We start from the raw sequence: 25,683 nt of genomic DNA, 5'->3' as shown, positions 1-25,683 counted from the left end.
GCTTAATTAAGCGGAAAAACACAAAAATGCAATACCATTTTAACGACATCGAAGCCAAATGGCAAAAATATTGGGCCGAAAATCAGACTTTTAAAGCCTCAAACAGTAGTGATAAACCAAAATATTATGTTTTGGACATGTTTCCTTATCCATCAGGAGCAGGATTACACGTTGGTCACCCATTAGGTTATATCGCGTCAGATATTTATGCACGTTACAAACGCCATAAAGGATTTAATGTATTGCATCCTCAAGGGTATGATAGCTTTGGATTGCCTGCCGAACAGTATGCTATTCAAACTGGTCAACATCCTGCAATTACGACAGAGACTAACATAAAAACCTACAGACGTCAATTAGATCAAATTGGTTTTAGTTTTGATTGGAGTCGCGAAGTACGCACATCAAGTCCAGAATATTACAAATGGACGCAATGGATTTTTATTCAATTATTTGAGTCTTATTATTGTTTTAACGATAATAAAGCAAAAGATATAAAGGAGTTAATTTATGTTTTTAAATTAAACGGAAATTGTCCAAAAGAATCTGGTTTAAATGTCGCTTGCGATGATAATATCGAAATATTTTCTGCTGACGATTGGAATGGATTTTCATCCGAAAAGCAACAAGAAATACTATTACAATATAGGTTAACGTATTTAGCCGAAACAGAAGTAAATTGGTGTCCTGCTTTAGGAACCGTTTTAGCAAACGACGAGATTGTAAACGGAGTGTCAGAACGTGGTGGACATCCTGTAATGCGTAAAAAGATGACGCAATGGAGTATGCGAATTTCTGCTTACGCAGAACGTTTACTACAAGGGTTAGATACTATAGACTGGACAGACTCGCTTAAAGAAAGTCAACGTAATTGGATTGGTAAATCTGTTGGAGCAAGTGTAACTTTTAATGTTATACCAAATGTGACTCTGAGCGCAGTCGAGACGTCTCATCAAATAGAAGTTTTCACAACAAGACCAGATACTATTTTTGGTGTTAGTTTTATGACCTTAGCTCCAGAGCATGAGTTGGTATCTCAAATAACAACTCCAGAACAAAAAGCAGAGGTTGATGCTTATATTTTAGCAACCTCAAAACGTAGCGAACGCGATCGTATGGCAGATGTAAAAACCATTTCTGGTGCTTTTACTGGAGCATACGCAGAGCATCCTTTTAGTAAAGAACCAATTCCAATTTGGATTGGAGATTACGTATTAGCTGGTTATGGTACAGGAGCAGTTATGTCTGTACCTTGTGGTGACCAACGTGATTACGACTTTGCAAAACATTTTAATATTGATATTCCTAATATTTTTGAAGGTGCAGATATAGGCCAAGAAGCTTTTACATCTAAAGACAACGTGAAAATTGCAAATAGCGATTTCCTTAACGGAATGAACTATAAAAAAGCAACCAAACGCGCTATTTACGAGTTGGAGCAATTAGGTCAAGGCGAAGGAAAAACAAACTACAGATTACGTGATGCAGTATTTTCACGTCAAAGATATTGGGGAGAACCATTTCCAGTATACTACGTTAACGGAATGCCACAAATGATTGATAAACAACATTTACCAATCACATTACCAGAAGTAGAAAAATATTTACCAACCGAAACAGGAGAGCCACCTTTAGGTCGTGCAGATGTTTGGGCTTGGGATACTAATACAAATACAGTGGTTTCTAACACTCTTGTCTCGTCGAGCGCAGTCGAGACGTCTAAAGATAACGGAATCTACCCACTAGAGTTAAACACAATGCCTGGTTGGGCAGGAAGCTCTTGGTATTTTTTCCGTTATATGGAAGAAAAAGCCAATAGAGGTGAGGATTTTGCAAGTAAAGATGCACTTAACTACTGGGAAAACGTAGACCTTTATATTGGTGGAAGTGAGCATGCCACAGGACATTTATTATACTCACGTTTTTGGGTCAAGTTTTTAAAAGATAGAGGTTTTGTTGGAGTAGAAGAACCTTTTAAAAAGCTAATTAACCAAGGAATGATACTTGGGACTAGTGCTTTTGTTTATCGTGAAGATGGTACAAATACGTATCTATCTAAAGGATTAATTAATGATAAAAAAGTAGCACCTATTCACGTAAAAGTGCAATACGTTAATGCTTCAGATGAATTAGATATTGAAGGATTAAAAAATGATGGAGAATTTGGAGAAGACTTCAAGGACGCAGAATTCATTTTAGAAGATGGTGTTTATAAAGTAGGTCGCGAAGTCGAAAAAATGTCTAAATCCAAATACAACGTCGTAAATCCAGATAATATTTGCGAGCAGTATGGAGCAGATAGTTTACGTTTATACGAAATGTTTTTAGGACCTTTAGAGCAAGCTAAACCTTGGAATACTGCTGGTATTACAGGTGTGCATGGTTTCTTAAAAAAATTATGGAAATTATATGTTGGAGAAAACGGAGTTACTGTAAATGATGCTGAGCCAACAAAAGACAACCTAAAAACGTTACATAAAACCATTAAAAAGGTTGAAGAAGATATTGAGAATTTCTCTTTTAATACTTCGGTTTCAACGTTTATGATTGCTGTTAACGAGTTAACACAACAAAAATGTACTAGCAAAGCTATTTTAGAGCCATTATTAGTACTATTATCACCTTATGCACCTCACATTACTGAAGAGCTTTATAGCCAATTAGGAAATACAGAGTCTATTAGTACTGCAGCTTTTCCTAAGTTTGAAGCTAGCCATTTGGTAGAGAGTAGTAAAAATTACCCAATTTCGTTTAACGGAAAAATGCGTTTTACTTTAGAGTTACCAATGGATATGTCTAAAGACGACATAGAAAAAACCGTTATGGCTCATGAAAAAACTATTGCTCAATTAGATGGACGTACACCTAAAAAAGTGATTATTGTTCCAGGTAAAATTGTAAATATTGTAGGCTAACGTTATTATAAATAATACAGTCATTGCAGGAACAATGTAATTTCTTCAATGAGCTATTTTTAGGATATAATCAAGAGTCATCAGGAATACGTCAGTTCGAGTGATTCGACGTAGGAGAATTGTATCGAGAACCAATAGACCTCTCGATACAATTTGCTCGTGCCTCACAAACCACTCGATGTGACGTTACGTTTATAGTTACCCTCACACAATGACACCTTGTGAGGAAGATTATTTTCTGAGTTATGATAAGTTAATTGCAGATTAATTTTAGTTTTCAAAACTCTAAAATGGTCGGTTTAACAGATTTTTATGCCAATAAAAATAAAGTCTAAGTCTGACATTTTTTCTATCCTTTAAGTTGGCTTACTTTTTGCTATATTTATAATATCAATTTTAAAATTTAAAAATATATGTTTTCAGGATATATGGGTTACTATATACTAATAGGAGCTATCGGTTTAATTAGTAGTTTAGTAAGTGGTAAGTTAAAAAGTAAATTTGCATTTTACTCTAAAGTCCATTTGCGTAATGGTATGACAGGAGCAGAAATTGCAGAAAAAATGCTAGCAGATAATGGTATTAGAGACGTAAAGGTTATTTCTGTTAAAGGACAATTAACGGATCACTATAATCCAGTGGATAAAACTGTAAATTTAAGTGAAGTCGTGTATAGTCATGCAAATGCAGCAGCAGCTGCTGTAGCTGCACACGAGTGTGGCCATGCTGTTCAACATGCAACAGCCTATAGTTATTTGACTATGCGATCTAAATTAGTACCTGTTGTTCAAGTAACATCTAGTATGTCACAATGGGTTATTATTGGTGGTATTGCATTAATGGCTTCTGGTGCATTAGGTGCAAGTGGACTTTATGTTGCAATTGCAGGTTTGGTCATGATGGGATTTGCTACACTATTTAGTTTTATCACTTTGCCAGTAGAGTATGATGCAAGTAATAGAGCTTTGGCTTGGTTAAAAGCAAAAAATATTGTCACACCAGAAGAATATAAAGGCTCTGAAGATGCGCTTAAATGGGCTGCAAGAACCTACTTAGTAGCAGCAATTGGAGCGTTAGCCTCTTTATTATATTGGGCTATGCAAATTTTAGGTAGACGCGATTAAGTCACTTAAATTATATTAAAATAATACATAATAGTTTTTCTTTTTTTACATTTGAGCAACCAATAATTTAATCAATAATAATGGAAAATAATTTAGAAAATTCGTTTGACAATTATCAAGGGAATACATTAGTAAATGTGGCATCTGAAGCAGATAGAGTCGCATTTTATAAAAAAACGTATGGTCATGTTGCTGTAGGTGTATTAGTATTTATTTTATTTGAATACCTACTTTTACAAAGCCAAACTGTTGTGGAGTTTATGTTGTCTATGACAGAAGGTTATAAGTGGTTACTACTACTTGGAGGTTTTATGTTAGTTACAACTTATGCTGAAAGCACAGCAATGAAAACTGCCGATAAAAATAAACAGTATTTAGCTTATGCATTATATATATTAGCTCAGGCTGTTATTTTTGTACCAATGATATACATTGCAGCTTTTTACATGGATTCTGGTCCAGATATGTTACAACAAGCAGCATTGGTAACGTTAGCGTTATTTACAGGTTTAACTGCTGTAGTAATGATGACTAAAACAGATTTTTCGTTTTTAAAAGCAGGCTTAACTATTGGTGGCTTTATAGCTTTAGGGTTAATTGTTGCTGGATCACTTTTTGGTGGATTTACACTAGGTTTATGGTTTTCTGTTGGAATGTGTTTATTAGCAGGAGGATCAATTTTATACCAAACGTCTCAAATTAAAGATAAGTACACAACTGAAGATTATATACCTGCAGCATTAGGTTTATTTGCATCTTTAATGTTGTTATTTTGGTATATCCTTAGAATATTTATGTCAAGAGACTAAAAATTATCCTAGTAAATAGTAAAAAAAGCACCTAAATTTTAGGTGCTTTTTTTACGTCAAAACTTAAATTTTAACAAGGTTTAATTAACTTGTAATTTGCTGTTTTATAGTTGTTTGTTGGTTATAAAACTATTTTTAAAATTAATATCAAAAATTATTATATGGTGTCAATCAATATGTTAAATTTGTTATGCTATTAATTTATATATTATGAAAAATAAACTACTATCATTGATTTTTTTGTTACCCTCATTAATCATGTCACAAGTAGGCAATGGTTTTGAAAATACTCCAGGTGTAACATTTAACGCTGTAAGTAATGCGTGTCAATATTTTGACACAAATACTACAACAGCACATACATTAACTAATTATAATGCCAATTGCGGTTTGGTTTATGTTACCGAGGCAAGTTCTGGTGTAACCTTGGGATACTCTATTGTATTAGATCCAACAACACCTAATGGTCCTGTAGGTTTCTCTGATGGAGATTATTTTGGTGTTGCTACAGCAGCTTCCATCCAGTCAGAATTAGGTTTTGCGCCACCAGAAGGGACGCAAGCGTTTTTTATGGATGATGTTGATGGTACAGTTACTATGACTTTTGACCAAGTTGATCTAGTAGGATCTAATCCACAGTTTAGTATGCAATATTTTTTAGATGATACTAATTGGGATATTTTAGACTTTTTTAGAGTGACTATTCAATTTTCAGATTGTGCTTCACCAGCGCTTACGTTAATTGATACCACTACAGAAACTAATGGTATTGATGATTTGCCAGGTTTGCAAGGGTCTTGGCAATTATTGTCTGCAGATTTATCTGCTAATGCAGCGTGCAAAGCACAATTGGTAATTGAGTTTTCTTCTAATTCTGGAGCAGAGCAATTGGCCTTAGATGCTATAGATTTTATTCCTGGTTTGACACTAAGTACAGATGTATTTGATTTAAATAGTGTGTTATCTATATATCCAAATCCTTCTAATGGATTAATGACTATTAAAAACAACGGAGTTAATTTAAAGGCAGTTAATGTTACAGATATTAATGGACGTTTAATTAAAACAATAGATTTAAATAATAGCTCAACAAATGCTATTTTAGATTTAAGTACAGATTTAGCTTCTGGATTGTATTTTATTACTGTAGTTTCAGAAAAAGGAAATCTTGTTAAAAAGATAATTATAGAATAATGTAGTAATTTAGATATACATAAAAAAAGCGCCTTTTTGAAGGCGCTTTTTTTATATTTTTATTTGTCGTTCTATTTGTTGGTCTAGAGATATAAAGGTTTCTGTTCTAGAAACACCAGCAATGGATTGTATATCATTATTTAGTAAATGCATTAAATGCTCGTTGTCCTTACATAGTATTTTTATTAATATACTCCAGTTTCCTGTAGTGTAATGACACTCTAAAACTTCGGGTATTTTTTTTAATTGTTTAACTGCTTCCGGATTACTCATGGCTTTGTCTAAATAAATACCTACAAATGCCATAGTGGTATAGCCCAAAACTTTTGGGTTAATAACAAATTTAGAGCCTGCTATTAATTTAGATTTTTCTAGTTTTCTTAAGCGTTGGTGTATGGCAGCTCCAGAGATACCGACTTGACGTGCGATTTCTAAAACAGGTGTTCTGGCATCTTGCATTAAAGCACGAAGTATCTTTTTATCGATACCATCTATAGTAATGTTATTGTTTGTAGTTTTCAAGTTGAAATAGGTTAAAATTTAAAAGATAAATTTAAACAATCTATTTTAAATTGTAACATGGTGTTTTAAAGACATTGTTTTTACACGCATTAAGGATGGAAATGGCATCCTTTTTTGCCATTAAAAGCAAAAAAGATATAATGTACAGCCTGACCTAAGCAATACTTACAAGGTTAATTAAAACCTTGTAAGTGTTGTGTGGTAATGCCCAAAAATTAAACATTTAATGGGTTGTAGCCTAAATATGGGACTTCGGTTTCTTTAAAAGTAATTCCGTAATCCTTTAATTCTTCTAGAATTGGAGTGTAGACTTCTTTTGTAATTGGTATTTGTACGCCTGGAGTTGTAATCTTACCATTTAATATGGCTAAGGTTGCAATTGCCACAGGAAGTCCTACGGTTTTTGCCATAGCTGTGTAAGTTTGGTCTTCGCCAAGGGTAACCATTGTAGAGTCTATTTGGTGTTTTTTACCATCAAGCTCATAACCAAATTTGTGGTACATGACAATCATGTCCTTGTCTTTAGGGTCTAACGTCCAGCTGTCTAGTAATATTTTTTGTAATATTTGAGCAGGCGTTGCTTTTTTAAGTTCGACCATTTTAGTTTTGCTAAACAGGTCTAGCTCTAAAAACTTGTCCCAAATAATATCATCTTGATCTATTTTTAAGGCGTGTCTAAATTTAAGCTCAACAGAGTCTGTTGGGCTGTAAGGTAAAAAGGCGTTTACAAAGTCGCGATAGGTCATATTCTCACTATCATCTATAGTGTAACTATCGTCTGTCATGCCTAATGCTACAAAGACTTGCCAAGCTCTGGAAAATCCAACACGACGCATCGTCCCACGATATAATGTTTTTACATTGTCAAGATTATACACGCTTTGGTATTTTAATGAGTCGCGATTAGCGTAAGCTTCAAAGCGTCCAAAACCGTCAACGTCTAAAAATTCGGTACGTCTAAATAAGCGGTTATAAGGTATGTATTTGTATGTGTTTTCTTGTAAAAATTTGGCTGCACCACCTTGTCCTGCTGTGACTACATTTCTTGGATTCCAAGTAAATTTGTAATTCCATAAATTGTTATCACTTTCTGGAGCTACTAATCCACCAGTAAAGGACTCGAATAATATAATTTTTCCGCCTTTATCACGAATACCATCAATAACTTGCATGGCACTCATATGATCTAGTCCTGGATCTACACCAATCTCGTTCATAAAGACTAACCCTTTGTCTTTAGCATCTTGATCTAAAGCTTGCATTTCATCACTTACATAAGACGCTGTGACCATACTTTTATTAAAAGTAATACAGTCTTTTGCAACTTCTATATGGAATCTTGCTGGTAGCATAGACACCACGATATCTGCAGCTTTTATAGCTTGCTCTCTAGATGCTGGATCAAATACATCTAAACTTATTGCCGAGGCATTAGTATGATTACTAGTCATTATTTTTGCGCTTTCAACATTTAAGTCACCAACTGTAATATGTAATTTTTCGGTTTCTGATTTATCTAGTAAGTATTTAATAAGGTACGAGGTTGATTTTCCGGAACCTATGACTAATATCTTTCGCATAATGGGATTTGTTGAGTATTTTTGAACTACGAATGTAGAAAATTTTAATTGGGATAAAAACGAAAATGAAGTATTTATATGAATAAGAAGCTATTACTTTTAGGAACTATTTTGGGATTATTAAGTGTTGTTTTAGGTGCTTTTGGAGCGCATGGATTAAAAGCTTTAGTGTCTGCAGAAGCAGTCCAAAGTTACGAAACTGGTGTGCGCTACCAAATGTATCATGCATTATTGTTGTTAGTCGTTGGGAGTCATAATTTGGTGTCCTCAAAATCTAAAACAATAATTTTTTATTTGGTTTTGTCAGGTATAATCTTGTTTTCCGGATCTATTTACGGATTAGCAACTAACACATTAACTGCTTTTAATTTTAAATTAATAGCGTTTGTGACACCAATAGGAGGTTTACTATTAATCTTGTCATGGTTTATCCTGTTGATAAATATTTTAAAGATCAAACAGAATAATTAGTAATTGTTTGGCGTTTCTAGTGTAATAATTTTAACTTTGCAACTCAAACAACACATACACAACACACACAAATTATGGTAGACCATACCCAATTTACGAAAACGATTGCGTTGGAACAGTACGGAATCAAAAATGCCCAAGTAAAATATCAATTAACACCAGATCAATTACAAGAGGAAACTCTAGAAAAAGGTCAAGGTAAAGTAGCCTCTTCAGGAGCTTTAGCAGTAAATACAGGCGAGTTTACAGGACGTTCTCCAATGGACCGTTTTATTGTAAAAGACAGTATTACTGAAGATAAAGTGTGGTGGGGAAATATCAACATTCCTTTTGATGCTGATAAGTTTCAAAAACTATACGATAAAGTAACAGATTACTTATCTAACAAAGAGGTTTTTGTTAGAGATAGTTTTGCTTGTGCTGATGAAGACTACAAACTAAACATTCGTGTTATAAATGAGTATTCATGGAGTAACATGTTTGCTTACAATATGTTTTTAAGACCAACTGAAGAAGAGTTAAAAGATTTTACTCCAGAGTGGACTGTAGTTAACGCTCCAGGTTTTATGGCAGATCCAGAAGTTGATGGTACACGTCAGCATAACTTTGCTATTTTAGATTTTACTAGAAAAATTGCTTTAATTGGTGGTACAGGTTACACAGGAGAAATCAAAAAAGGAATCTTCTCAGCACTAAACTTTATTTTACCAGTTTACAAAAACACATTACCAATGCACTGTAGTGCAAATGTTGGTAAGGATGGCGACACAGCAATTTTCTTTGGGTTATCAGGAACAGGAAAAACAACATTGTCTACAGATCCTGACAGAAGCTTAATTGGAGATGATGAGCATGGTTGGACTGCAGAGAATACTGTGTTTAACTTTGAAGGTGGTTGTTACGCTAAAGTGATTAACTTATCAGGAGAGCAAGAACCAGAAATTTTTGGTGCGATTAAAAAAGGAGCAATCCTAGAAAACGTTATCATGAATGATAAAGGAGAGGTAGATTTTGAAGACACTTCTATTACACAAAATACGCGTGTAAGTTATCCAATACATCATATTGAAAACATTAGGGTACCATCTACAGGAGAGAATCCTAAAAACATTTTCTTTTTAACAGCAGATGCTTTTGGAGTATTGCCTCCAATATCTAAACTAACACCAGCTCAAGCTGCTTTCCATTTTATATCTGGTTATACTGCAAAAGTAGCAGGTACCGAAGCTGGAATTACTGAGCCAGTACCAAGTTTTTCGGCATGTTTTGGAGCACCTTTTATGCCTTTACATCCAACAAAATATGCTGAGATGTTAAGTAAAAAAATGAAAGACGCTAACGTAAACGTATGGTTGATTAACACAGGTTGGACTGGAGGATCTTACGGAGTAGGAAGCAGAATTAAGTTAAAATATACGCGTGCTATGATTAGTGCAGTACTTAATGGAGATTTAGGATTGTATAACTATAAAGATTATCACATCCATTCTGTATTTGGTGTAGCACAACCTAGAACTTGTCCAGGTGTACCTGATGAGGTGTTAAGCCCAAGAGCAACTTGGAAAGACGATAAAGAATATTACAAGACAGCTTTTAAACTAGCTAATGCTTTTAGAGAGAATTTTGAGAAATTTGAATCTTATGCAAGCGAAGAAATTAGACGTGGTGGACCACAACGTTACGCTGAATAGTAATAGATAAAGTGTTAATAAAAAAAGCGCCAATTGAAATTTTCAATTGGCGCTTTTAATTTATAGTAGATTAAGGTTTATTTACCTTTATTAACTTTGTCAATATATTTTTGAAGAGCCATAGTCATAGATGGTGTTTCAGGTGTTGGAGCAGCAATGTCTACACGCAATCCTTTTTCTTCAACAGCTTTAATGGTCGTGTTACCAAAAACAGCAATTCTAGTATCGTTTTGTTTAAATTCTGGAAAATTGTGGAATAAAGACTCGATACCACTAGGACTAAAAAATACTAAAATGTCATAAGTTACATTTTCTAAATCTGATAAGTCACTAATAACTGTCTTATAAAAGACAGCTTCTTTCCAATCAATATTTAATGCGTTTAAAGTTTCTGGTACCTCAGGCTTTAATTTGTCTGTTGTAGGTAATAAAAACTTTTCGTCTTTATATTTTTTTATTAAAGGTGATAAGTCTGCAAAATTACGTTTACCAACATAAATTTTACGCTTTCTGTACACTACATATTTTTGTAAATAGTAAGCAACTGCTTCAGATTGACAAAAATATTTTAAAGAATCTGGCACTTTAAAACGCATTTCTTCAGCCACTCTAAAAAAGTGATCAACAGCATTTCTACTAGTTAAAATAATAGCAGTGTAATTTTTTAAATCAACTTTTTGTTGTCTGATATCTTTGGATGGCACACCTTCTACATGAATAAAAGGTCTAAAATCAATTTTTACTTTCTGCTTTTCAGAGAGATCAAAATAAGGCGAATTTTCTATTTTAGGTTCCGGTTGCGAGACTAAAATCGTTTTCACTTTCATAAGTTGTATAATTTTATTTAGACCCAATTAGTTGTTATAATTTTATATAAAACAACATAAGGTGCAATTTCGAGAGTGCAAAGATACAAAATAAAATAAAACAAGCTCTTTCTAAAGACATTAAGATTATTCTTAATAAATAAAAACAAGCCAAAAAATTGCAAAGCTAAAAGGATGGCAAGCAGTGTAATTAATAGGGTTTGGTTAGGTGTTAATGTATAGATTAGTAAAGCATTTATTGGTAGAAGTACTAATCCTACAAAGTTTTGAAAGCTAGTTTTTTCAAAAATATACTTATCTATAATAGGCTCTATATCCAATACGCTTGATAATAATCTTTCAAAAAGCACTTTTAATATTAAAAATAACCCAATAAGTAAAGCGTATTTAAAGACGTCTACTTGTGGTAACCTGTTTAAGGATTGCTCATTTAAATAGGTGTGCAGTAAAAGTCCTAAGTTTAGTATAAAGTTTAAAAACAACAAACCTTCAAATAAATCAAAAAAGCGCTGTTCCTTTATATATAGGTTAGTATGTCTGGAGTTAAATAATAGTAAGATAAACTCATTAAACCTTTTAGTAAATAATGTCTTAGATAGCGCTACAATAATTAGGCAACCTATAAAAGTTAGGGTTAAAATATCTACAGTATATAGGTCTCTTAGCATGGCATAAAATTATTATTTTTTAATAGTAAATCGTCTAATAATTAAGTAATTTTTATAATTAAGTAATTTTATAAAAATGTACATTTGCCTAAATTTTAATTAGTATTGATGCAAGACGCTGTTGTTATAATACCAACATACAACGAAATTGAGAATATAGAAGCTATTTTAAGTGCAGTGTTTGCACTTCCTAAAGCATTTGATGTGTTAGTGGTGGACGATAATTCGCCAGATCAAACCGCTGTTAAGGTTAAAGCATTACAAGCAGAGTTTGACAATAAGCTATTTTTAGAAGTTAGAAAAGAAAAATCTGGGTTAGGTACTGCGTATATACATGGTTTTAAATGGGCTTTAAAAAAGCACTACCAATATATTTTTGAGATGGATGCAGATTTTTCTCATAACCCAACAGATTTAATACGTTTGTATGATGCTTGTCGTTTAGACAATGCAGACTTAGCCATAGGGTCGCGTTATGTAAAAGGTGTCAATGTAGTCAATTGGCCTCTAGGTCGTGTAATATTGTCTTATGGTGCTTCTATTTATGTAAGATTAATTACAGGTATGCGTGTTAAAGACGCTACTGCAGGTTTTATATGTTACAAAAGACAGGTTTTAGAGCAACTAAACTTAGATCAAATAAAGTTTGTTGGCTACGCGTTTCAAATAGAAATGAAATTTAAGGCGTATTTAAAAAAGTTTAAATTAGTAGAAGTCCCAGTCATATTTACTGACAGAACAAAAGGAGAATCTAAATTAAGCTCAAGTATAATATCCGAAGCTATATTTGGTGTTATAAGTATGAAAATTAAAAGTTTATTCAAATCCAATTAATAATGCAAAACAAGAAGACACTTATTAAAAATGCAAAAATCGTTAATGAAGGCACAATTTTTAATGGTGATATATTAATCGAAGGTCAGTTTATTACAAAAATAGACCATTCTATTAGCCCAAAATCTGCAGATGTTAATGTTTTTGACGCAGAGGGTAAATATGTCATTCCAGGAGCAATTGATGATCAAGTGCATTTTAGAGAACCAGGATTAACGCACAAAGCAAATATAGAGACTGAGTCTAGAGCTGCTATTGCTGGTGGAATTACCTCTTTTATCGAGATGCCAAACACTAATCCACAAACAACAACTATTGAAAAGCTAGACGAGAAATTTGCAATTGCTGCTAAAAAATCATGGGCTAACTATTCCTTTATGTTTGGTGGTACTAATGACAATTTAGAAGAAATTTTAAAAGTAAATAAAAAGGAAGTTGCAGGTCTAAAACTATTTTTAGGATCGTCAACGGGTAATATGCTTGTTGATAATCCAGAGGTTTTAGAAAAAATATTTAACAGTACAGATTTATTAATTTCTGTGCATTGTGAGGACGAAGCAACCATCCAAAAAAACTTAGATATTTATAAGGAACGTTATGGAGATGACATTCCTGTAAATTTTCATCCTATAATTAGAAGTGAGGAAGCATGCTATATTTCTTCTTCTAAAGCTATAGAATTAGCTAAAAAGACAGGAGCACGTTTACATGTGTTTCATTTATCTACAGGTAAGGAAACCGAATTGTTTGACAATAAAGTACCTTTAAAAGATAAAAAAATTACTGCAGAGGTTTGTATACATCACCTGTGGTTTAGCGATAAAGATTATGACGAGAAAGGCACGCTAATTAAATGGAATCCTGCGGTTAAAACCGAAAAAGATCGCGAGCAACTACTTAAAGCCTTGTTAGATGACAAGATAGACGTTATTGCTACAGATCATGCACCACATACCTTTGAAGAAAAATCAAACGTATACACATCTGCACCATCTGGAGGTCCTTTAGTACAGCATGCATTACCAGCATTGCTAGAAATGTATCATGATGGTGATATCTCTATTGAGAAGATTGTAGAAAAATTTTGCCATAATCCAGCTATTTTATTTGAAGTAGAAAAACGTGGATATATCAGAGAAGGCTATTTTGCAGACCTAGTTGTTGTAGATTTAAACAACCCTTGGACTGTTAAAAAGGATAATATTTTATATAAATGTGGATGGTCTCCTTTTGAGGGTACAACATTTAAATCTAGGATTACTCATACGTTTGTAAATGGTGGTTTAGCTTATAAAAACTTTAAGTTTTATGATACTAACTACGCACAACGCTTAACCTTTAATAGATAGTTATGTTAAAACAGAACATTGTAATATACATATTTATAACCTTGTTATTTGTGTCTTGTTACGGAATTGAAAAACCAAAAAAACCTGAAAATTTAATGAGTAAGGATAAAATGGTAGATGTTCTGGTAGAATTAGCATTAGTGTCTTCTGCTAAAGGAATTAATAAACGTGAGCTAGAAAATAAAGGGATAGTACCTGATACATTTGTTTACAGAAAACATAAAATTGACAGTACCATATTTGCAGACAGTAATAACTACTATGCATATGACATAGATGAATATTCTCAAATATATAAGGATGTTAGAGATAGTCTAGAAAGTTTAAGGACTTTTTATAAAGCCGAAGAGAAAAAGGAAGACAAAATCAAACAAAAAGAATTAAAAGAAACGGTTAAACAAAAGCTTGATCGCGTGCAAACGCCAAAGTAGTTTGTTTTAAACTAATGTCTATACTTGTAAAATTATAATCTATAGCAGTTGTAATTTTACTATTACTAAATTGACTTTGGGACAAAGTCGAATGTGCTGTTTGTTTAGACAACAAGCGTCGTTTACCAGTAAGTTTCTGTTTTATCCAATCCAATCGCCAACCTAAAGCTAATAGTAGTTTTGTGGCTTTCTTTTTTGGAGGGACTACATTTAGGTAGTTGGCAGTTTTGTAAATAAAGTCTTTAAAGCTTAAGTTTTCAGATACCAGTATGTAGCGTTCATTAATAATGTTGCTTTTCATAAGTGTAACCATACAACTTACAACATCATTAACATCCACGTAACCTGTACTTCCCGTAGTGTAATAGGTCATGCCTTTATTTATCATAGTAATAAGCGATCCACTACCATAATTCCATATTCCAGGACCAATTATAATTCCAGGATTTACAATAACAGCATCCAAGCCTTCTTGTGTACCACGCCAAACTTCAAGCTCTGCACCATACTTGGTTATAGCATAAACACTATTGTCAAATTCCTGATTCCAATCCGTATCTTCAGTAATTAATTGTGCATTATTAGTTGGTGTACCAATAGCAGCAATGGAGCTGACATAGCATAGTTTTATTACCTGATTAGATAAACATTGGTTAACAATATTTGCTGTCCCTTCAATATTAGTTTTTCTAAGTAGTTCAAACTTATTAGGTTCAAAAGACACAAAAGCAGCACAATGATAAACATGGGTAATGCCATTAAAAGCGTCAGTTAAATCTGGTATATCGTTTAAGTCGGCTTTTACCCAATCAATTTTGCTAAAAAGGACATCAGGTGTGTCAGTATAATAGCTAAAAATGCGTTTAACGGTTTCAAACTTTTTTTCATTTCTATAAATAGCACGTACAGATTGGTTTTCATTTAATAAATTAAACAATAAGTGTGCACCAACCAAGCCTGTTCCTCCTGTAACTAAAATCATACCTCTAAGGTAATAAATATTAGATATTGTATGTAGTTTATGGCACGATTTTTATCTTTGCGTCTTCAATAATAAAACCACACTAAAATGGCTAATGCATTTGTAGAAGAATTAAGATGGAGAGGGATGGTACACGATATCATGCCAGGAACCGAAGCGCAACTGGATAAAGAGATGACCACAGCCTATATTGGTTTTGACCCAACATCAGACTCGTTACACATAGGTAGTTTAGTACCAATAATATTGCTAGTACATTTAAAAAAAGCAGGACATAAACCCGTAGCTTTAGTAGGTGGAGCAACAGGTATGATTGGAGATCCTTCTGGTAAAAGTGACGAGCGTAATTTGTTGGACGAAGCCACACTTAACCATAACGTAGCAGGTATTAAGTCTGTATTGTCTCGTTTTTTAGACTTTAACTCTAACGATAAAAACGCACCAGTTTTAGTTAATAATTATGATTGGATGAAATCGTTTTCATTTATAGATTTTGCGCGTGATGTTGGTAAACGTATTACTGTAAACTACATGATGGCTAAGGATAGCGTTAAAAAACGTCTGTCGGGAGAAGAAGGTAATGTAGGTATGAGTTTTACTGAGTTTACTTACCAATTAATCCAAGGATACGATTTTTACCATTTACACAAAAACCTAAATTGTAAATTACAAATGGGTGGAAGTGATCAGTGGGGAAACATCACCACAGGAACAGAATTAGTAAGACGTATGAATGTTGGTGATGACACAGCTAAAGCTTACGCGATGACCTGTCCTTTAATTACAAAAGCAGACGGAAGTAAATTTGGTAAAAGCGAAGGTGGCAATGTTTGGTTAGATACTGATAAAACCAGTGTATATAAATTCTACCAGTTTTGGCTAAACAGCTCAGACGAAGATGCAGAGAAGTACATCAAAATTTTCACCTTTTTAGATAAAGATACCATTGAGGCTTTAATTGCAGAACATAAAGAAAATCCAGGTTTTAGAGCCTTACAAAAACGATTAGCAGAAGAGGTGACTACTTTTGTACATAGTAAAGAAGAATTAGAAAATGCTGAAAAAGCATCGGGAATATTGTTTAGTAAAGATTTTAAAAATGAAATTAAGCAGCTAAACGAAAATTTATTTTTAGATGTTTTTGAAGGTGTTCCACAAGCCGAAGTGTCTATGGACAAAATCGAAGCTGGTTTAGACATGATTGCTGTATTAGCTGCCGAAACTGATTTTTTAGCCAGTAATGGAGAAGCACGTCGTGCATTAAAAGAAAACTCGGTGTCTGTAAACAAGGATAAAGTAACAGAGGATTACACAATTACTAAAGACGATTTAATTAACGATAAGTACATTGTAATTAACAGAGGTAAAAAAACGACCTTTATTATTAAAGCTATCTAAAAAATTGCTTAGGTTGTAAATCTCAAATACCATAGTAAACAATAAAGCCTGCTTAAAATAAGCAGGCTTTTTTTTATGAAATCAGTTAACCAACCAAAAACTAATTTCTCTTTTTCATATTAGGTTAGTCGTATCTTTTTTAAAGTCCTTACAATACCATTAAATTACAGCCTCTAATATCACTATTATCAAAGCGACCAATAATTTCAAAGTCCTCATTATCATGTGCTTTACCTAAATCTTGGGTCGCAATAAAACTACAAGAATTTATATTTGCCAAATCAATAACATTAATACCACCAGTTTTAGCACTATTAAAAACGGTTAAAGCATCTTCAGTGTCTCTAGTTAAAATACGCATCCATGGTGGACAGTTAAAAATACCATGTCCTTTGGAGTATGCTTGGCTTAATAACTCTGTCATACCATACTCGCTATGTATTGCATCCACACCAAAACCTGCTTTTAAGGTGTTGTGTAACTCTTCTCTTATCACTTCTTTACGACGTCCTTTCATACCACCAGTTTCCATAATAATAGTATGTTTAAGGTTAAAAGTGTGCAAATCTATTAAATCTAATAGCGCAAAGGATACACCAATAAGTAGCACCTTTTCTTCAGCATGATCCAATGCAATTAGTGTGTCCTTTAATTGGTCTAAATTATTTAAGTAAAAACCACTTTGTGGCTTATTGGAGTCTTTAATTAAATGGTCTACCATATAAACTAAAGAGGAGCCTTCGCGTTCTAAATAATTAGGTAATAAGGCTAAAATGGTATAATCTTTTACATTACCATAAAAATGCTTAAAACCTAATTTAAAACTAGTTTCATACACGCTTAAGTCAGATACCAAATGCTTACTGGTAATTTGTCCTGTAGTACCACTACTTGAAAAAGTAGTTTCAATAGGGTTAGTTGTACTTAATACCTGATGAGATTTAAAAAATTGTATGGGTAAAAACGGAATCTCATGCAAGTCTGAGATATCACTTGGATTAATATACAGTAAGTCGCAAAACGAACGATAGATTGTATTGTTTTCAAACTGAAAACGAAACACCTCTAAGGCTTTTGCCTTAAATTGCTCAGGAGTTATAATTGTAAAAATGTCCTTAGTCGTAGTCATGAAATTGTAAAACACAAAAGTATATAAAATAAAAAAAGCGTTGCTATTGCAACGCTTTTTTTGTGAGGTATAATAAAACTTATTCTATTACTAATTTTTTAGTAGTAGTCGCTCCATTTTGCGTTAATTTTAAAATGTAAACACCAGCTTTTAAATTAGACACGTTTAAACGACTAGTCGTTAATGTTGTGTTTAATACTTGCTTTCCTAAAACATCATAAGCAACAACAGCAACTGGCTGGTTGTTTGCAGTTTTGATATTTACAAATCCGTTAGACGTTGGATTAGGGAATACTGAGAATTCTGATTGTTTAAAAGTTGTTGTTGATAGTGTTGGAATAACAAATGTACAAGCTGTTAGGTTTTGATAAGCTTGACTAGTAATCCAATTAGCAGGATTATTTATAGCAGCTTTTAATGTATCTACATCTCCAGTAGTAGTTGAGCAATCATAAAAACCACTGTCTGCTTCTGGGTCTAAAGCTATAAAGTTTGCATTAGCAGTACTTGGTAATGCAGATGTGTTAGAACTCGTTGAATCTGAGTCCCAATCACCATTCATTTGTATACCAGCATAAAAACCAGAGACATTAGTTCCGTTAGGTACATTACCTGGGTCATAAGCAAAAACTTGGTCACCACTTGCAGACAAATTAACATTACTATTTGTGTATGTTCCGTGTGTTACTGCATCAGCTGCAATATCAGTAAATGTCACAACTGTACCAGCTGTTAAAACACTATTAGGAGATGTCCAAACAAATGTTCCTTCATTCGCTCTAAAACCTCCTGCTGCTTGCCAACCATTGTCAGTAAATTCTATTTGGGTTCCTGCAGGCATATCTACAAAAGTTACAAAAGAAAAACTATCTGGAGTATCAGAGTTATAACCAGTAAACGCTATATCTCCTGCTTGAAGTTGAGCACTTGCAGTAAAGACGCTAGTTAAAGTAAAAAGTAAAAAGTAAATTTTTTTCATATAAATGTGTTGTTAAATTTAGCTTCAAATCTATACAAAAAAAAAGAGTTATCTGATAACAGATAACTCTTTTAACAATACCTTAATATTGGATTATTCTACTATTAATCGCTTAGTAGTAGAGGTTCCGTTTTGGTTTAATTTTAATATGTAAACACCAGTAGTTAAACTAGTAACGTCTAATGTATTGTTGTTAAGTGTTTTAGATAAAACTTGCTTTCCTAATACATCATATACAGTAACATTAACAGCAGTATTTGCTTTAGTTGTAATGTTTACAAATCCTGAATTTGTTGGATTTGGATAGATGTTAAAGTTAACTTTGTCAAAAGTGTCTACTGATAAAGCGTTGTTAGTATAAGTTGCTATTGGGTAAGGTACAGTTGTTGCATCATTAGTTGTACCTCCTTCTAATTGGTTAGCACCACTAAAAGTCCAGTTTGCTAATACAAATGTTCCATCAGGTCCAGTATTATTTACTCTGTAACCCCAACCATCTAAATGATCCCATTCAGGACATGTCGTTCCGCTAGCATTAGGATCACAATCAACAGTTCCAAAAGTGTCGATAATTGTAGCTCCTTCGTATAATTCAATTGCATCATCTCCATTAATACCTACAACAGCATTAGTGTAAGTTGGTGCAAAACCAAAAAAGCTTGTAAAGTTTGTAGCATCAGTTGTTAAAAATATTCTAGTTCCTGCAGTTATTGCATCAGCAGGAAAATTATATTCAACATTACCAGCAGAAGAGCCACCACCATTGGTTACAGAGCTTATTCCGAAAACACTAAGATCAGAAATATCTGCTAATGCCATTAATTCAATACCTTTTGGTGTACCACCACTTAAAGGACCATCATAGGCTCCAACTAAAACTAAAGCGTTAGTTGCAGCTCCAAATACATTACCAGTAATTGCAACTGTTTGGTTAGCAGCAGGAGCAGAAGATATTGTAATATCTCCAGCGTAACTATTTACAGATAAACCAGAAGCTAATCTTACAAATACTTCAGTGTTTGCAACTGTACCAGAAACTTGAGGTACTGTGACAGAATTTGAAAAACCTGTTCCTGATGTTAATGATACTTCAAAATTTATTGGAGCAGTAACAGTAATATCATTTGTTAAAAATAAGCCTTCTACAGATATTGAGTCCTCATTAGATGGTCCAGAACCAACAGCATAATTTAAGGCGTCTGGAGTACCAAAAACACTAAATTGAGGTATAGCAGGACTAACTGTTCCTGTTAACGCTAAAGTAGCATCAGTTGTACCCATTGATGAAGCTGTAATATCTCCTGTATAAGTGCTTGCGCTAAGTTCCGAAGTTAATCTAACATATACAGTTGTTGTTGTGGCAGTACCACCAATTTGAAAAACAGTCGTAGATGAACCATAAGGTCCTGCAGCAGCATCTGCAACTTCAAAGTTTGCTGGAGCAGTAACAGTAATGTCTTGTGTTAAATTTAAACCAGATACGTTAAAAGATTGTTCTGTAGATGGACCGTTACCCTCAAAATAATCTAGGCTAGAAACACTACCAATAATATTTACAGTTGGTGTTGTATTGACTGTAGTTGTATAACTTCCAAATGGTACAATGGTGCTTAAAGCAGCACCTCCATTACAAGTACCCTCACCATCTAATAGATTTTGTGTTCCAAAAGTAAAATCTAATGGGTCAAATACTCCAGCATTGGCAGGTATACCATCAACTCTGTAATAATAAGTGTCTACATGTTCCCAAGCTGTATTTGATCCATCTACACCATCTTCTCCAAATCTATCTATAACAGTCATCGATGCGTCCACTAATTGAAAACCATCATCACCATTACTGCTGATACCAGAATTCGATACAACATTTGTAGTAATACCAAATTCAGTAGATAAAACTGCTGCATCATTTGTAATGTATGCAAAAGTATTAGTAAGTGTACCTAAACTGGAAAGGTCCATGTTAGAACCAAATCCGCCACCATTAGATTGTCTTTGTAAATTCCATCCTGTAAAGTCAATCATTCCGTTTACATAGATTTCTACAGTTCTACCAGAAGCTCCAGAGCATGGTGAGTCAGCATAACCTGTAATAACTGCTTCTTGTGCAAAAGACACTGAAGTTATTAAAATTGTTAAAATTAAAAAGTAAAGTTTTTTCATAATTAATGGATATAAAATTAGGCAATAAAGATACATAGAAAATTGACTTAACCCAATTATTAATAAGGCTATCCTGCTTCTTAATGTTAAAATAACATCATTTTAATGCTTTGGTTATCAGATTTGTAGTTAAAGACTGATTATGCGTCTATTATATTTTTTTAGATTAATTTAGCATGTTATCTTAATGTTATTAATTATTTAAAAATTAAATCTTTTAGTAATAGTTTTATCTTTACATTAATATAACCATTATGTAATTCAATAGTAAAGTCCCTAAAAATTTTACAACATCAGGTTGTTTTAAATAATTGACTGCCTATTGAAATACCATGTGATAGATAAAAAAAACACATATAATAGACACATGAATAAAAAAGACATTAAAATCCTTTTAGTGGATGATGAGCCAGACATTTTAGAAATTGTAGGTTATAATTTAACTAATGAAGGCTATCAAGTAGTTACAGCTAAAAACGGATTAGAAGCAGTCAAAAAAGCTAAAAAAGAAAAGCCACAGCTTATTATTCTAGATGTGATGATGCCAGAAATGGATGGTATAGAAGCGTGTGAAGCTATTAGGAAAATTCCAGAATTAAGCGCATCGCTTATTACGTTTTTAACAGCCAGAGGAGAAGACTACTCGCAAGTGGCTGGATTTGATGCAGGAGCAGATGATTATATTACTAAGCCTATTAAGCCAAAAGTATTGGTTAGTAAGGTTAAAGCATTGTTACGTCGTTTAAAAGCAGAAGAGACTAGTAAGTCTTTAATGACCATTGGTAACCTGGTAATTAATAGAGAGGAATATAAAATTATTCTGGATGGTGACGAGATTATTTTACCAAGAAAAGAATTTGAATTATTATCTTTATTAGCCTCTAAACCTAATAAAGTCTTTAAAAGAGAAGATATTTTAGATCGTGTTTGGGGTAACGAAGTCGTTGTTGGTGGACGTACAATTGACGTACATATAAGAAAACTACGAGAAAAAATTGGCGATGACAGTTTTAAAACCGTCAAAGGTGTTGGTTATAAATTTGTAGAATAATTTGAAGTTAAAAAAGACTTACAAGTTTGCATTAAAAACCTCGTTTTTAATAACAATCTTCCTAACCCTTTTTATGGGTTTGTTTTTATATACGTTTTATATTGTGGACGTAGGACAATTGCTGCTTTTTGCTTTCGCAACCTTTAGCGTCTCGTTTTTAATAACACAGTTTAGGGTAGAAAAATTTATCTATAAACGTATTAACAAAATTTACAAAGATCTTACCCTTTTAGAAGCAGTTAGTTTTAGTAAAAAAAGCATCACTACAGACATGGCTACGCTGACCAAACAGATAGACCAATATGCTAAAAACAAAAAACTAGAAATTGAAACACTTAAAGTAAGAGAAGAATACCGTAAGGAGTTTATGGGTAATATTTCCCATGAGCTTAAAACACCATTATTTACAGTACAAGGCTATCTAGAAACATTGTTAGATGGTGCTATGAATGACAAAAATGTAGCAGAAAAATATTTAGAAAGAGCCAATAAAGGTGTGGAGCGACTAATCTATATTGTTAAGGATTTGGACATGATAACCAAACTTGAAGTTGGAGATTTAAGTCTAAACGTCGATACTTTTGATATTGTGGCGCTAGTGCAAAGCGTTTTTGAGCTTTTAGAAATGAAGGCAGCCAAGAAAAAAATTACCTTAACCTTTGATATGGATTACAAGTATCCAATAATGGTAAAAGGCGATGAAGAGCGTATACAACAAGTTTTGACCAACTTGATTGTTAATTCTATTAAATATGGACGCGAAAAAGGAACGACCGAAATTAGTATAGAAAAACTAATTAAAAACAAAGTCATTGTCAGAGTAACAGACAATGGAGAAGGGATTGAGAAAAAACATATCTCTAGATTGTTTGAGCGTTTTTACAGAGTCGATAAAAGTGGATCACGTAAAGAAGGTGGTTCTGGTTTAGGACTAGCAATAGTTAAACATATTATTGAGGCACACGACGAAAAAATTTATGTGGAAAGCGAGTTTAATATTGGTAGCGAGTTTTCTTTTACCCTTGAAAAAGCAAAAACAACCCCTTAAAATCAATGGTGTTATTAAAAGCCTTAAAACCAGAATAGGCAGTCACACGTTCCAATTGTTTTAAAGTAAAATCTTCCTGACTACAACTAGCAATAATCCCTTGGTTGTTTAAATAGTCAGCTAAATACTCTTGCTCAAATTGTCCAGGTGTTGGTATAAAAAACGCTTGTTTACCCAACTTGGCCAAATCCATAATAGTTGTATAACCAGATCTAGACACCACAAGTTCACTTTTATTAAGTGCCTGTTGCAATTCTTCGGTTTGCATAAAATTGTAAATCGTAAAAGGAGATTCCAACATAACGGTCTGTTCTGTTTCAATTTTTCCTCTAACAAACATCACCTTTCCTTTATAGTTAATTAAATCAGATAGTAGTTTTTCTTCTAATATAGTGCGTTGTGGCTCTGGTCCAGACAACAAAACCATGATATCATACTTCGGCTTAACCTTAATTTTTTCTAACCGACTTAAAGGACCAATGTACTTTATGTTTAAACCTTTGTTTTTAAAATTATGACCAAGGTTTCCGCTTAAATTAGGTTGGTTTTCAAAATCCGGAATCCAACATTCATCAAAAGCCTTTAAATAGTGATCATGAAAATAAGTACTTAATTTAGTAGTGCTTCCACTTAACACATTTAATTGGTGCGTTATAAATACAGAAGGTACCGTTTTGGACAAAACACCCATTCTATTATCAGATATAATACCCTTAATATTATAGTCCGTAATAATTTTTTGTGTCGCGCGATGTTCTTTTTTTATCGCTTTTTTAATTTTAGGTAATTGCCAAAGCATTAACCATTTAAACCATGTTTTAGATTTCGCATACGTAACATTATAAGCAGGTAATGTAAGGCAGGTCACACTCTCAAATTCTTTTTTAAGCAAATCTAACGCTTGACCATCGCTAGCAATAATAGGCTCAAAACCCGCTTCAATCAAGGCGTTAATAATAGGTATGCATCGCGTCGCATGACCAATTCCCCAATTTAAAGGTGCAACAAGAATTCTTTTTTTCATTATAAAAATTTGGGCGTTACCACAAGGGTCAGGCTGTCCGTTATATCTTTTTTTGCCATTTATGGCAGCAAAAAAAGGATGCCACTTCCATCCTTAACGCAGTAAAATGTCAAAATCAAAGATAATCATAAAGTTACTTAGGTATATTTCCTTAATTTTACGCCAGAAATAACAAATAGTTAAGAAGTGGGTAGCAAGAATAAGCAAAAAAGATTTAGAGAAAATGAAACCTTTGATAATGTGTTTCAGCCAACTAGAAGTCAATTAGTAGACCAGGTTTACGAGCATAAAGGAAATTGGAATAAAAATGTCTTTAAAAACAACAACCCATTAGTGTTAGAGCTAGGTTGTGGTAAAGGAGAATATAGTGTGGCTTTAGCAGAAAAGTTTCCAAACAAAAACTTTATTGGTATAGATATTAAAGGTGCACGTTTTTGGAGAGGAGCCAAAACTGCTACCGAAAATAACATGCCTAACGTTGCCTTTATACGCACACAAATTGAGTTGGTCGAGTCTGTTTTTGCAGAAAACGAAGTAGACGAAATCTGGATTACCTTTCCAGATCCACAAATAAAATATAAGCGTACAAAACACCGCATGACTAATTCGCAGTTTTTAAAACGTTACAAAACTATTTTAAAACCAGACGGAATCATGAATCTTAAAACAGATTCAGAGTTCATGCATGGTTACACATTAGGGTTACTACATGGTGAAGGTCATGAGGTATTACATTCTAATAACGATGTGTATAGACAAGACGGAAGCCCAGAAGAAGTAACTAGCATCCAAACACACTATGAAAGCATCTATTTAGAACAAAACAAACCAATTACGTATATTAGATTTAAAATTAACTAACTATTGAATTTAACAATTACCTTTTTTGTAAGCTTATTAATTGCACTTGTTGGTGTAATCCCTCCAGGATTGCTTAACATGACAGCAGCAAAAATTAGTATAAAAGAAGGGTATAGTCGTGGCTTAGTATTCTCGTTAGGGGTTTGTGTTATTGTAGTTATACAAACATTAATAGCGGTTATTTTTGCGCGCTATTTAAGTAAACATTCTGAGGTAGTTAGGATATTACAACAAGTAGCATTTGTATTATTTGTTTTAATAACGGTTTACTTTTTTTTATTAGCTACCAAGGATCCAAAACCAGAAGTAGAAGCCGATCGTAAAAGTAAACGCAGTCAGTTTTTTTATGGTATGGTGTTGTCAGCATTAAATGTGTTTCCAATTCCGTATCAAGCATATATGAGTATAACTTTGGCTAGTTTAGGTTGGATAACATTAGACAACCCAAATATTGCGTCCTATGTTGCTGGAGCAGCATCTGGTACGTTTGTGATGTTGTATATTTATGTGTTTTTTTTAAAAAAGATAAAAAGCAAAAAGCTAAAGTCACAAAAAAACATGAACTACATTATAGGTTCAATTACAGGTATAATTGCAATTGTAACACTAATAAATATTATAAAAGACTTTTAA

Annotated in this window: 23 protein-coding genes; 14 read left to right on the top strand and 9 right to left on the bottom strand. The window is 33.2% G+C overall.

The annotated features are described in order from the left end of the window. Positions 1-26 precede the first annotated feature (26 nt). From leuS to JM82_RS11950, 4 genes are all read left to right on the top strand, one after another. Positions 27-2,915 carry a leucine--tRNA ligase gene (gene leuS / locus JM82_RS11965; RefSeq protein WP_145004172.1) on the top strand — a complete coding sequence of 963 codons (2,889 nt, stop codon included), beginning with the start codon at positions 27-29 and terminating at the stop codon, positions 2,913-2,915. A gap of 413 nt (positions 2,916-3,328) precedes the next feature. After that, entirely contained in the window at positions 3,329-4,039 is a 711-nt protein-coding gene (locus JM82_RS11960) for a zinc metallopeptidase (RefSeq protein WP_261375373.1), read from the top strand. A gap of 80 nt (positions 4,040-4,119) precedes the next feature. Beyond that, on the top strand, positions 4,120-4,848 hold the full coding sequence (locus tag JM82_RS11955) for a Bax inhibitor-1 family protein (protein ID WP_145004169.1): 729 nt from the start codon (positions 4,120-4,122) through the stop codon (positions 4,846-4,848). A 210-nt stretch (positions 4,849-5,058) separates the two neighbouring features. Further along, complete coding sequence (locus JM82_RS11950; RefSeq protein WP_145004166.1) at positions 5,059-6,042, top strand: T9SS type A sorting domain-containing protein; 984 nt, start codon at positions 5,059-5,061, stop codon at positions 6,040-6,042. Between the two features lie 51 nt (positions 6,043-6,093). Here JM82_RS11950 and JM82_RS11945 read toward each other — a convergent pair whose 3' ends face one another. Together JM82_RS11945 and JM82_RS11940 are read right to left on the bottom strand one after the other, a co-directional pair. Further along, a complete protein-coding gene (locus tag JM82_RS11945) occupies positions 6,094-6,564 on the bottom strand; it encodes an Lrp/AsnC family transcriptional regulator (protein WP_028283223.1) in 471 nt (156 codons plus the stop codon). 215 nt (positions 6,565-6,779) lie between these two features. Then, positions 6,780-8,144: a saccharopine dehydrogenase family protein gene (locus tag JM82_RS11940; RefSeq protein ID WP_145004162.1), complete on the bottom strand. Its 1,365-nt coding sequence runs from the start codon at positions 8,142-8,144 to the stop codon at positions 6,780-6,782. Positions 8,145-8,222: 78 nt separating this feature from the next. Here JM82_RS11940 and JM82_RS11935 point away from each other — a divergent pair, with 78 nt between their 5' ends. Then, a complete protein-coding gene (locus tag JM82_RS11935) occupies positions 8,223-8,615 on the top strand; it encodes a DUF423 domain-containing protein (protein ID WP_145004159.1) in 393 nt (130 codons plus the stop codon). A 74-nt stretch (positions 8,616-8,689) separates the two neighbouring features. Then, complete coding sequence (pckA, locus tag JM82_RS11930) at positions 8,690-10,306, top strand: phosphoenolpyruvate carboxykinase (ATP) (protein ID WP_145004156.1); 1,617 nt, start codon at positions 8,690-8,692, stop codon at positions 10,304-10,306. Between the two features lie 77 nt (positions 10,307-10,383). Here pckA and JM82_RS11925 read toward each other — a convergent pair whose 3' ends face one another. Both JM82_RS11925 and JM82_RS11920 read right to left on the bottom strand, forming a co-directional pair. Beyond that, positions 10,384-11,133 carry a uroporphyrinogen-III synthase gene (locus tag JM82_RS11925; protein WP_145004153.1) on the bottom strand — a complete coding sequence of 250 codons (750 nt, stop codon included), beginning with the start codon at positions 11,131-11,133 and terminating at the stop codon, positions 10,384-10,386. A gap of 17 nt (positions 11,134-11,150) precedes the next feature. Further along, positions 11,151-11,801, bottom strand: coding sequence for a DUF4271 domain-containing protein (locus tag JM82_RS11920; RefSeq protein WP_145004150.1), 651 nt, complete (start codon positions 11,799-11,801; stop codon positions 11,151-11,153). 108 nt (positions 11,802-11,909) lie between these two features. Here JM82_RS11920 and JM82_RS11915 point away from each other — a divergent pair, with 108 nt between their 5' ends. Genes JM82_RS11915 through JM82_RS11905 form a run of 3 tightly spaced genes read left to right on the top strand, consistent with a single transcriptional unit; the run spans position 11,910 to position 14,415 of the window. Then, positions 11,910-12,635, top strand: a complete 726-nt coding sequence (locus JM82_RS11915; protein WP_145004147.1) for a polyprenol monophosphomannose synthase — start codon at positions 11,910-11,912, stop codon at positions 12,633-12,635. A 2-nt stretch (positions 12,636-12,637) separates the two neighbouring features. Continuing rightward, positions 12,638-13,984, top strand: coding sequence for a dihydroorotase (locus JM82_RS11910; RefSeq protein WP_145004144.1), 1,347 nt, complete (start codon positions 12,638-12,640; stop codon positions 13,982-13,984). Between the two features lie 2 nt (positions 13,985-13,986). Continuing rightward, positions 13,987-14,415, top strand: coding sequence for a DUF4296 domain-containing protein (locus tag JM82_RS11905; protein ID WP_145004140.1), 429 nt, complete (start codon positions 13,987-13,989; stop codon positions 14,413-14,415). Here the strand turns inward: JM82_RS11905 and JM82_RS11900 are convergent. Then, positions 14,378-15,397, bottom strand: a complete 1,020-nt coding sequence (locus JM82_RS11900) for an NAD-dependent epimerase/dehydratase family protein (protein WP_145004137.1) — start codon at positions 15,395-15,397, stop codon at positions 14,378-14,380. The genes JM82_RS11905 and JM82_RS11900 overlap by 38 nt on opposite strands. Positions 15,398-15,484: 87 nt before the next feature. On the opposite strand from JM82_RS11900, the gene tyrS reads away from it, so the two are divergent. After that, positions 15,485-16,795, top strand: coding sequence for a tyrosine--tRNA ligase (tyrS, locus tag JM82_RS11895; protein ID WP_145004134.1), 1,311 nt, complete (start codon positions 15,485-15,487; stop codon positions 16,793-16,795). A gap of 148 nt (positions 16,796-16,943) precedes the next feature. Here the strand turns inward: tyrS and JM82_RS11890 are convergent, their stop codons facing one another. From JM82_RS11890 to JM82_RS11880, 3 genes are all read right to left on the bottom strand, one after another. Continuing rightward, entirely contained in the window at positions 16,944-17,924 is a 981-nt protein-coding gene (locus JM82_RS11890; protein ID WP_145004131.1) for an acyl transferase, read from the bottom strand. Positions 17,925-18,003: 79 nt separating this feature from the next. After that, the gene (locus JM82_RS11885; RefSeq protein WP_145004128.1) at positions 18,004-18,903 is read right to left on the bottom strand and encodes a T9SS type A sorting domain-containing protein; all 900 of its coding nucleotides are present in this window, start codon (positions 18,901-18,903) and stop codon (positions 18,004-18,006) included. Between the two features lie 93 nt (positions 18,904-18,996). After that, on the bottom strand, positions 18,997-21,066 hold the full coding sequence (locus JM82_RS11880; RefSeq protein WP_186439216.1) for a T9SS type A sorting domain-containing protein: 2,070 nt from the start codon (positions 21,064-21,066) through the stop codon (positions 18,997-18,999). A gap of 367 nt (positions 21,067-21,433) precedes the next feature. On the opposite strand from JM82_RS11880, the gene JM82_RS11875 reads away from it, so the two are divergent. Together JM82_RS11875 and JM82_RS11870 are read left to right on the top strand one after the other, a co-directional pair. Beyond that, positions 21,434-22,117 carry a response regulator transcription factor gene (locus JM82_RS11875; protein ID WP_145004123.1) on the top strand — a complete coding sequence of 228 codons (684 nt, stop codon included), beginning with the start codon at positions 21,434-21,436 and terminating at the stop codon, positions 22,115-22,117. Positions 22,118-22,190: 73 nt separating this feature from the next. Beyond that, on the top strand, positions 22,191-23,165 hold the full coding sequence (locus tag JM82_RS11870; RefSeq protein WP_145004121.1) for a sensor histidine kinase: 975 nt from the start codon (positions 22,191-22,193) through the stop codon (positions 23,163-23,165). Here the strand turns inward: JM82_RS11870 and JM82_RS11865 are convergent. Next, complete coding sequence (locus JM82_RS11865; protein WP_145004118.1) at positions 23,134-24,189, bottom strand: glycosyltransferase; 1,056 nt, start codon at positions 24,187-24,189, stop codon at positions 23,134-23,136. The genes JM82_RS11870 and JM82_RS11865 overlap by 32 nt on opposite strands. Before the next feature lie 186 nt (positions 24,190-24,375). Between JM82_RS11865 and trmB the strand changes: the two genes are divergently transcribed. After that, positions 24,376-25,050 (top strand): tRNA (guanosine(46)-N7)-methyltransferase TrmB, encoded by a 675-nt coding sequence (gene trmB, locus JM82_RS11860; RefSeq protein ID WP_145004115.1) that lies wholly within the window; start codon positions 24,376-24,378, stop codon positions 25,048-25,050. 3 nt (positions 25,051-25,053) lie between these two features. Beyond that, a complete protein-coding gene (locus JM82_RS11855; RefSeq protein WP_145004112.1) occupies positions 25,054-25,683 on the top strand; it encodes a LysE family transporter in 630 nt (209 codons plus the stop codon).

This window comes from Olleya sp. Hel_I_94, assembly GCF_007827365.1.
Classification (GTDB): Bacteria; Bacteroidota; Bacteroidia; order Flavobacteriales; family Flavobacteriaceae; genus Olleya.
Note: the sequence above shows the minus strand (reverse complement) of the source record. Positions and strands in the feature narration are given on the sequence as shown.

Bases quoted from the DNA above. Each gene is read 5' to 3' on its own strand.
- leuS (WP_145004172.1), top strand. From the start codon at position 27: ATGCAATACCATTTTAACGACATCGAAGCCAAATGGCAAAAATATTGG.
- JM82_RS11960 (WP_261375373.1), top strand. From the start codon at position 3,329: ATGTTTTCAGGATATATGGGTTACTATATACTAATAGGAGCTATCGGT.
- JM82_RS11955 (WP_145004169.1), top strand. From the start codon at position 4,120: ATGGAAAATAATTTAGAAAATTCGTTTGACAATTATCAAGGGAATACA.
- JM82_RS11950 (WP_145004166.1), top strand. From the start codon at position 5,059: ATGAAAAATAAACTACTATCATTGATTTTTTTGTTACCCTCATTAATC.
- JM82_RS11940 (WP_145004162.1), bottom strand. From the start codon at position 8,144: ATGCGAAAGATATTAGTCATAGGTTCCGGAAAATCAACCTCGTACCTT.
- JM82_RS11935 (WP_145004159.1), top strand. From the start codon at position 8,223: ATGAATAAGAAGCTATTACTTTTAGGAACTATTTTGGGATTATTAAGT.
- pckA (WP_145004156.1), top strand. From the start codon at position 8,690: ATGGTAGACCATACCCAATTTACGAAAACGATTGCGTTGGAACAGTAC.
- JM82_RS11925 (WP_145004153.1), bottom strand. From the start codon at position 11,133: ATGAAAGTGAAAACGATTTTAGTCTCGCAACCGGAACCTAAAATAGAA.
- JM82_RS11920 (WP_145004150.1), bottom strand. From the start codon at position 11,801: ATGCTAAGAGACCTATATACTGTAGATATTTTAACCCTAACTTTTATA.
- JM82_RS11915 (WP_145004147.1), top strand. From the start codon at position 11,910: ATGCAAGACGCTGTTGTTATAATACCAACATACAACGAAATTGAGAAT.
- JM82_RS11910 (WP_145004144.1), top strand. From the start codon at position 12,638: ATGCAAAACAAGAAGACACTTATTAAAAATGCAAAAATCGTTAATGAA.
- JM82_RS11905 (WP_145004140.1), top strand. From the start codon at position 13,987: ATGTTAAAACAGAACATTGTAATATACATATTTATAACCTTGTTATTT.
- JM82_RS11900 (WP_145004137.1), bottom strand. From the start codon at position 15,397: ATGATTTTAGTTACAGGAGGAACAGGCTTGGTTGGTGCACACTTATTG.
- tyrS (WP_145004134.1), top strand. From the start codon at position 15,485: ATGGCTAATGCATTTGTAGAAGAATTAAGATGGAGAGGGATGGTACAC.
- JM82_RS11890 (WP_145004131.1), bottom strand. From the start codon at position 17,924: ATGACTACGACTAAGGACATTTTTACAATTATAACTCCTGAGCAATTT.
- JM82_RS11885 (WP_145004128.1), bottom strand. From the start codon at position 18,903: ATGAAAAAAATTTACTTTTTACTTTTTACTTTAACTAGCGTCTTTACT.
- JM82_RS11880 (WP_186439216.1), bottom strand. From the start codon at position 21,066: ATGAAAAAACTTTACTTTTTAATTTTAACAATTTTAATAACTTCAGTG.
- JM82_RS11875 (WP_145004123.1), top strand. From the start codon at position 21,434: ATGAATAAAAAAGACATTAAAATCCTTTTAGTGGATGATGAGCCAGAC.
- JM82_RS11870 (WP_145004121.1), top strand. From the start codon at position 22,191: ATGGGTTTGTTTTTATATACGTTTTATATTGTGGACGTAGGACAATTG.
- JM82_RS11865 (WP_145004118.1), bottom strand. From the start codon at position 24,189: ATGAAAAAAAGAATTCTTGTTGCACCTTTAAATTGGGGAATTGGTCAT.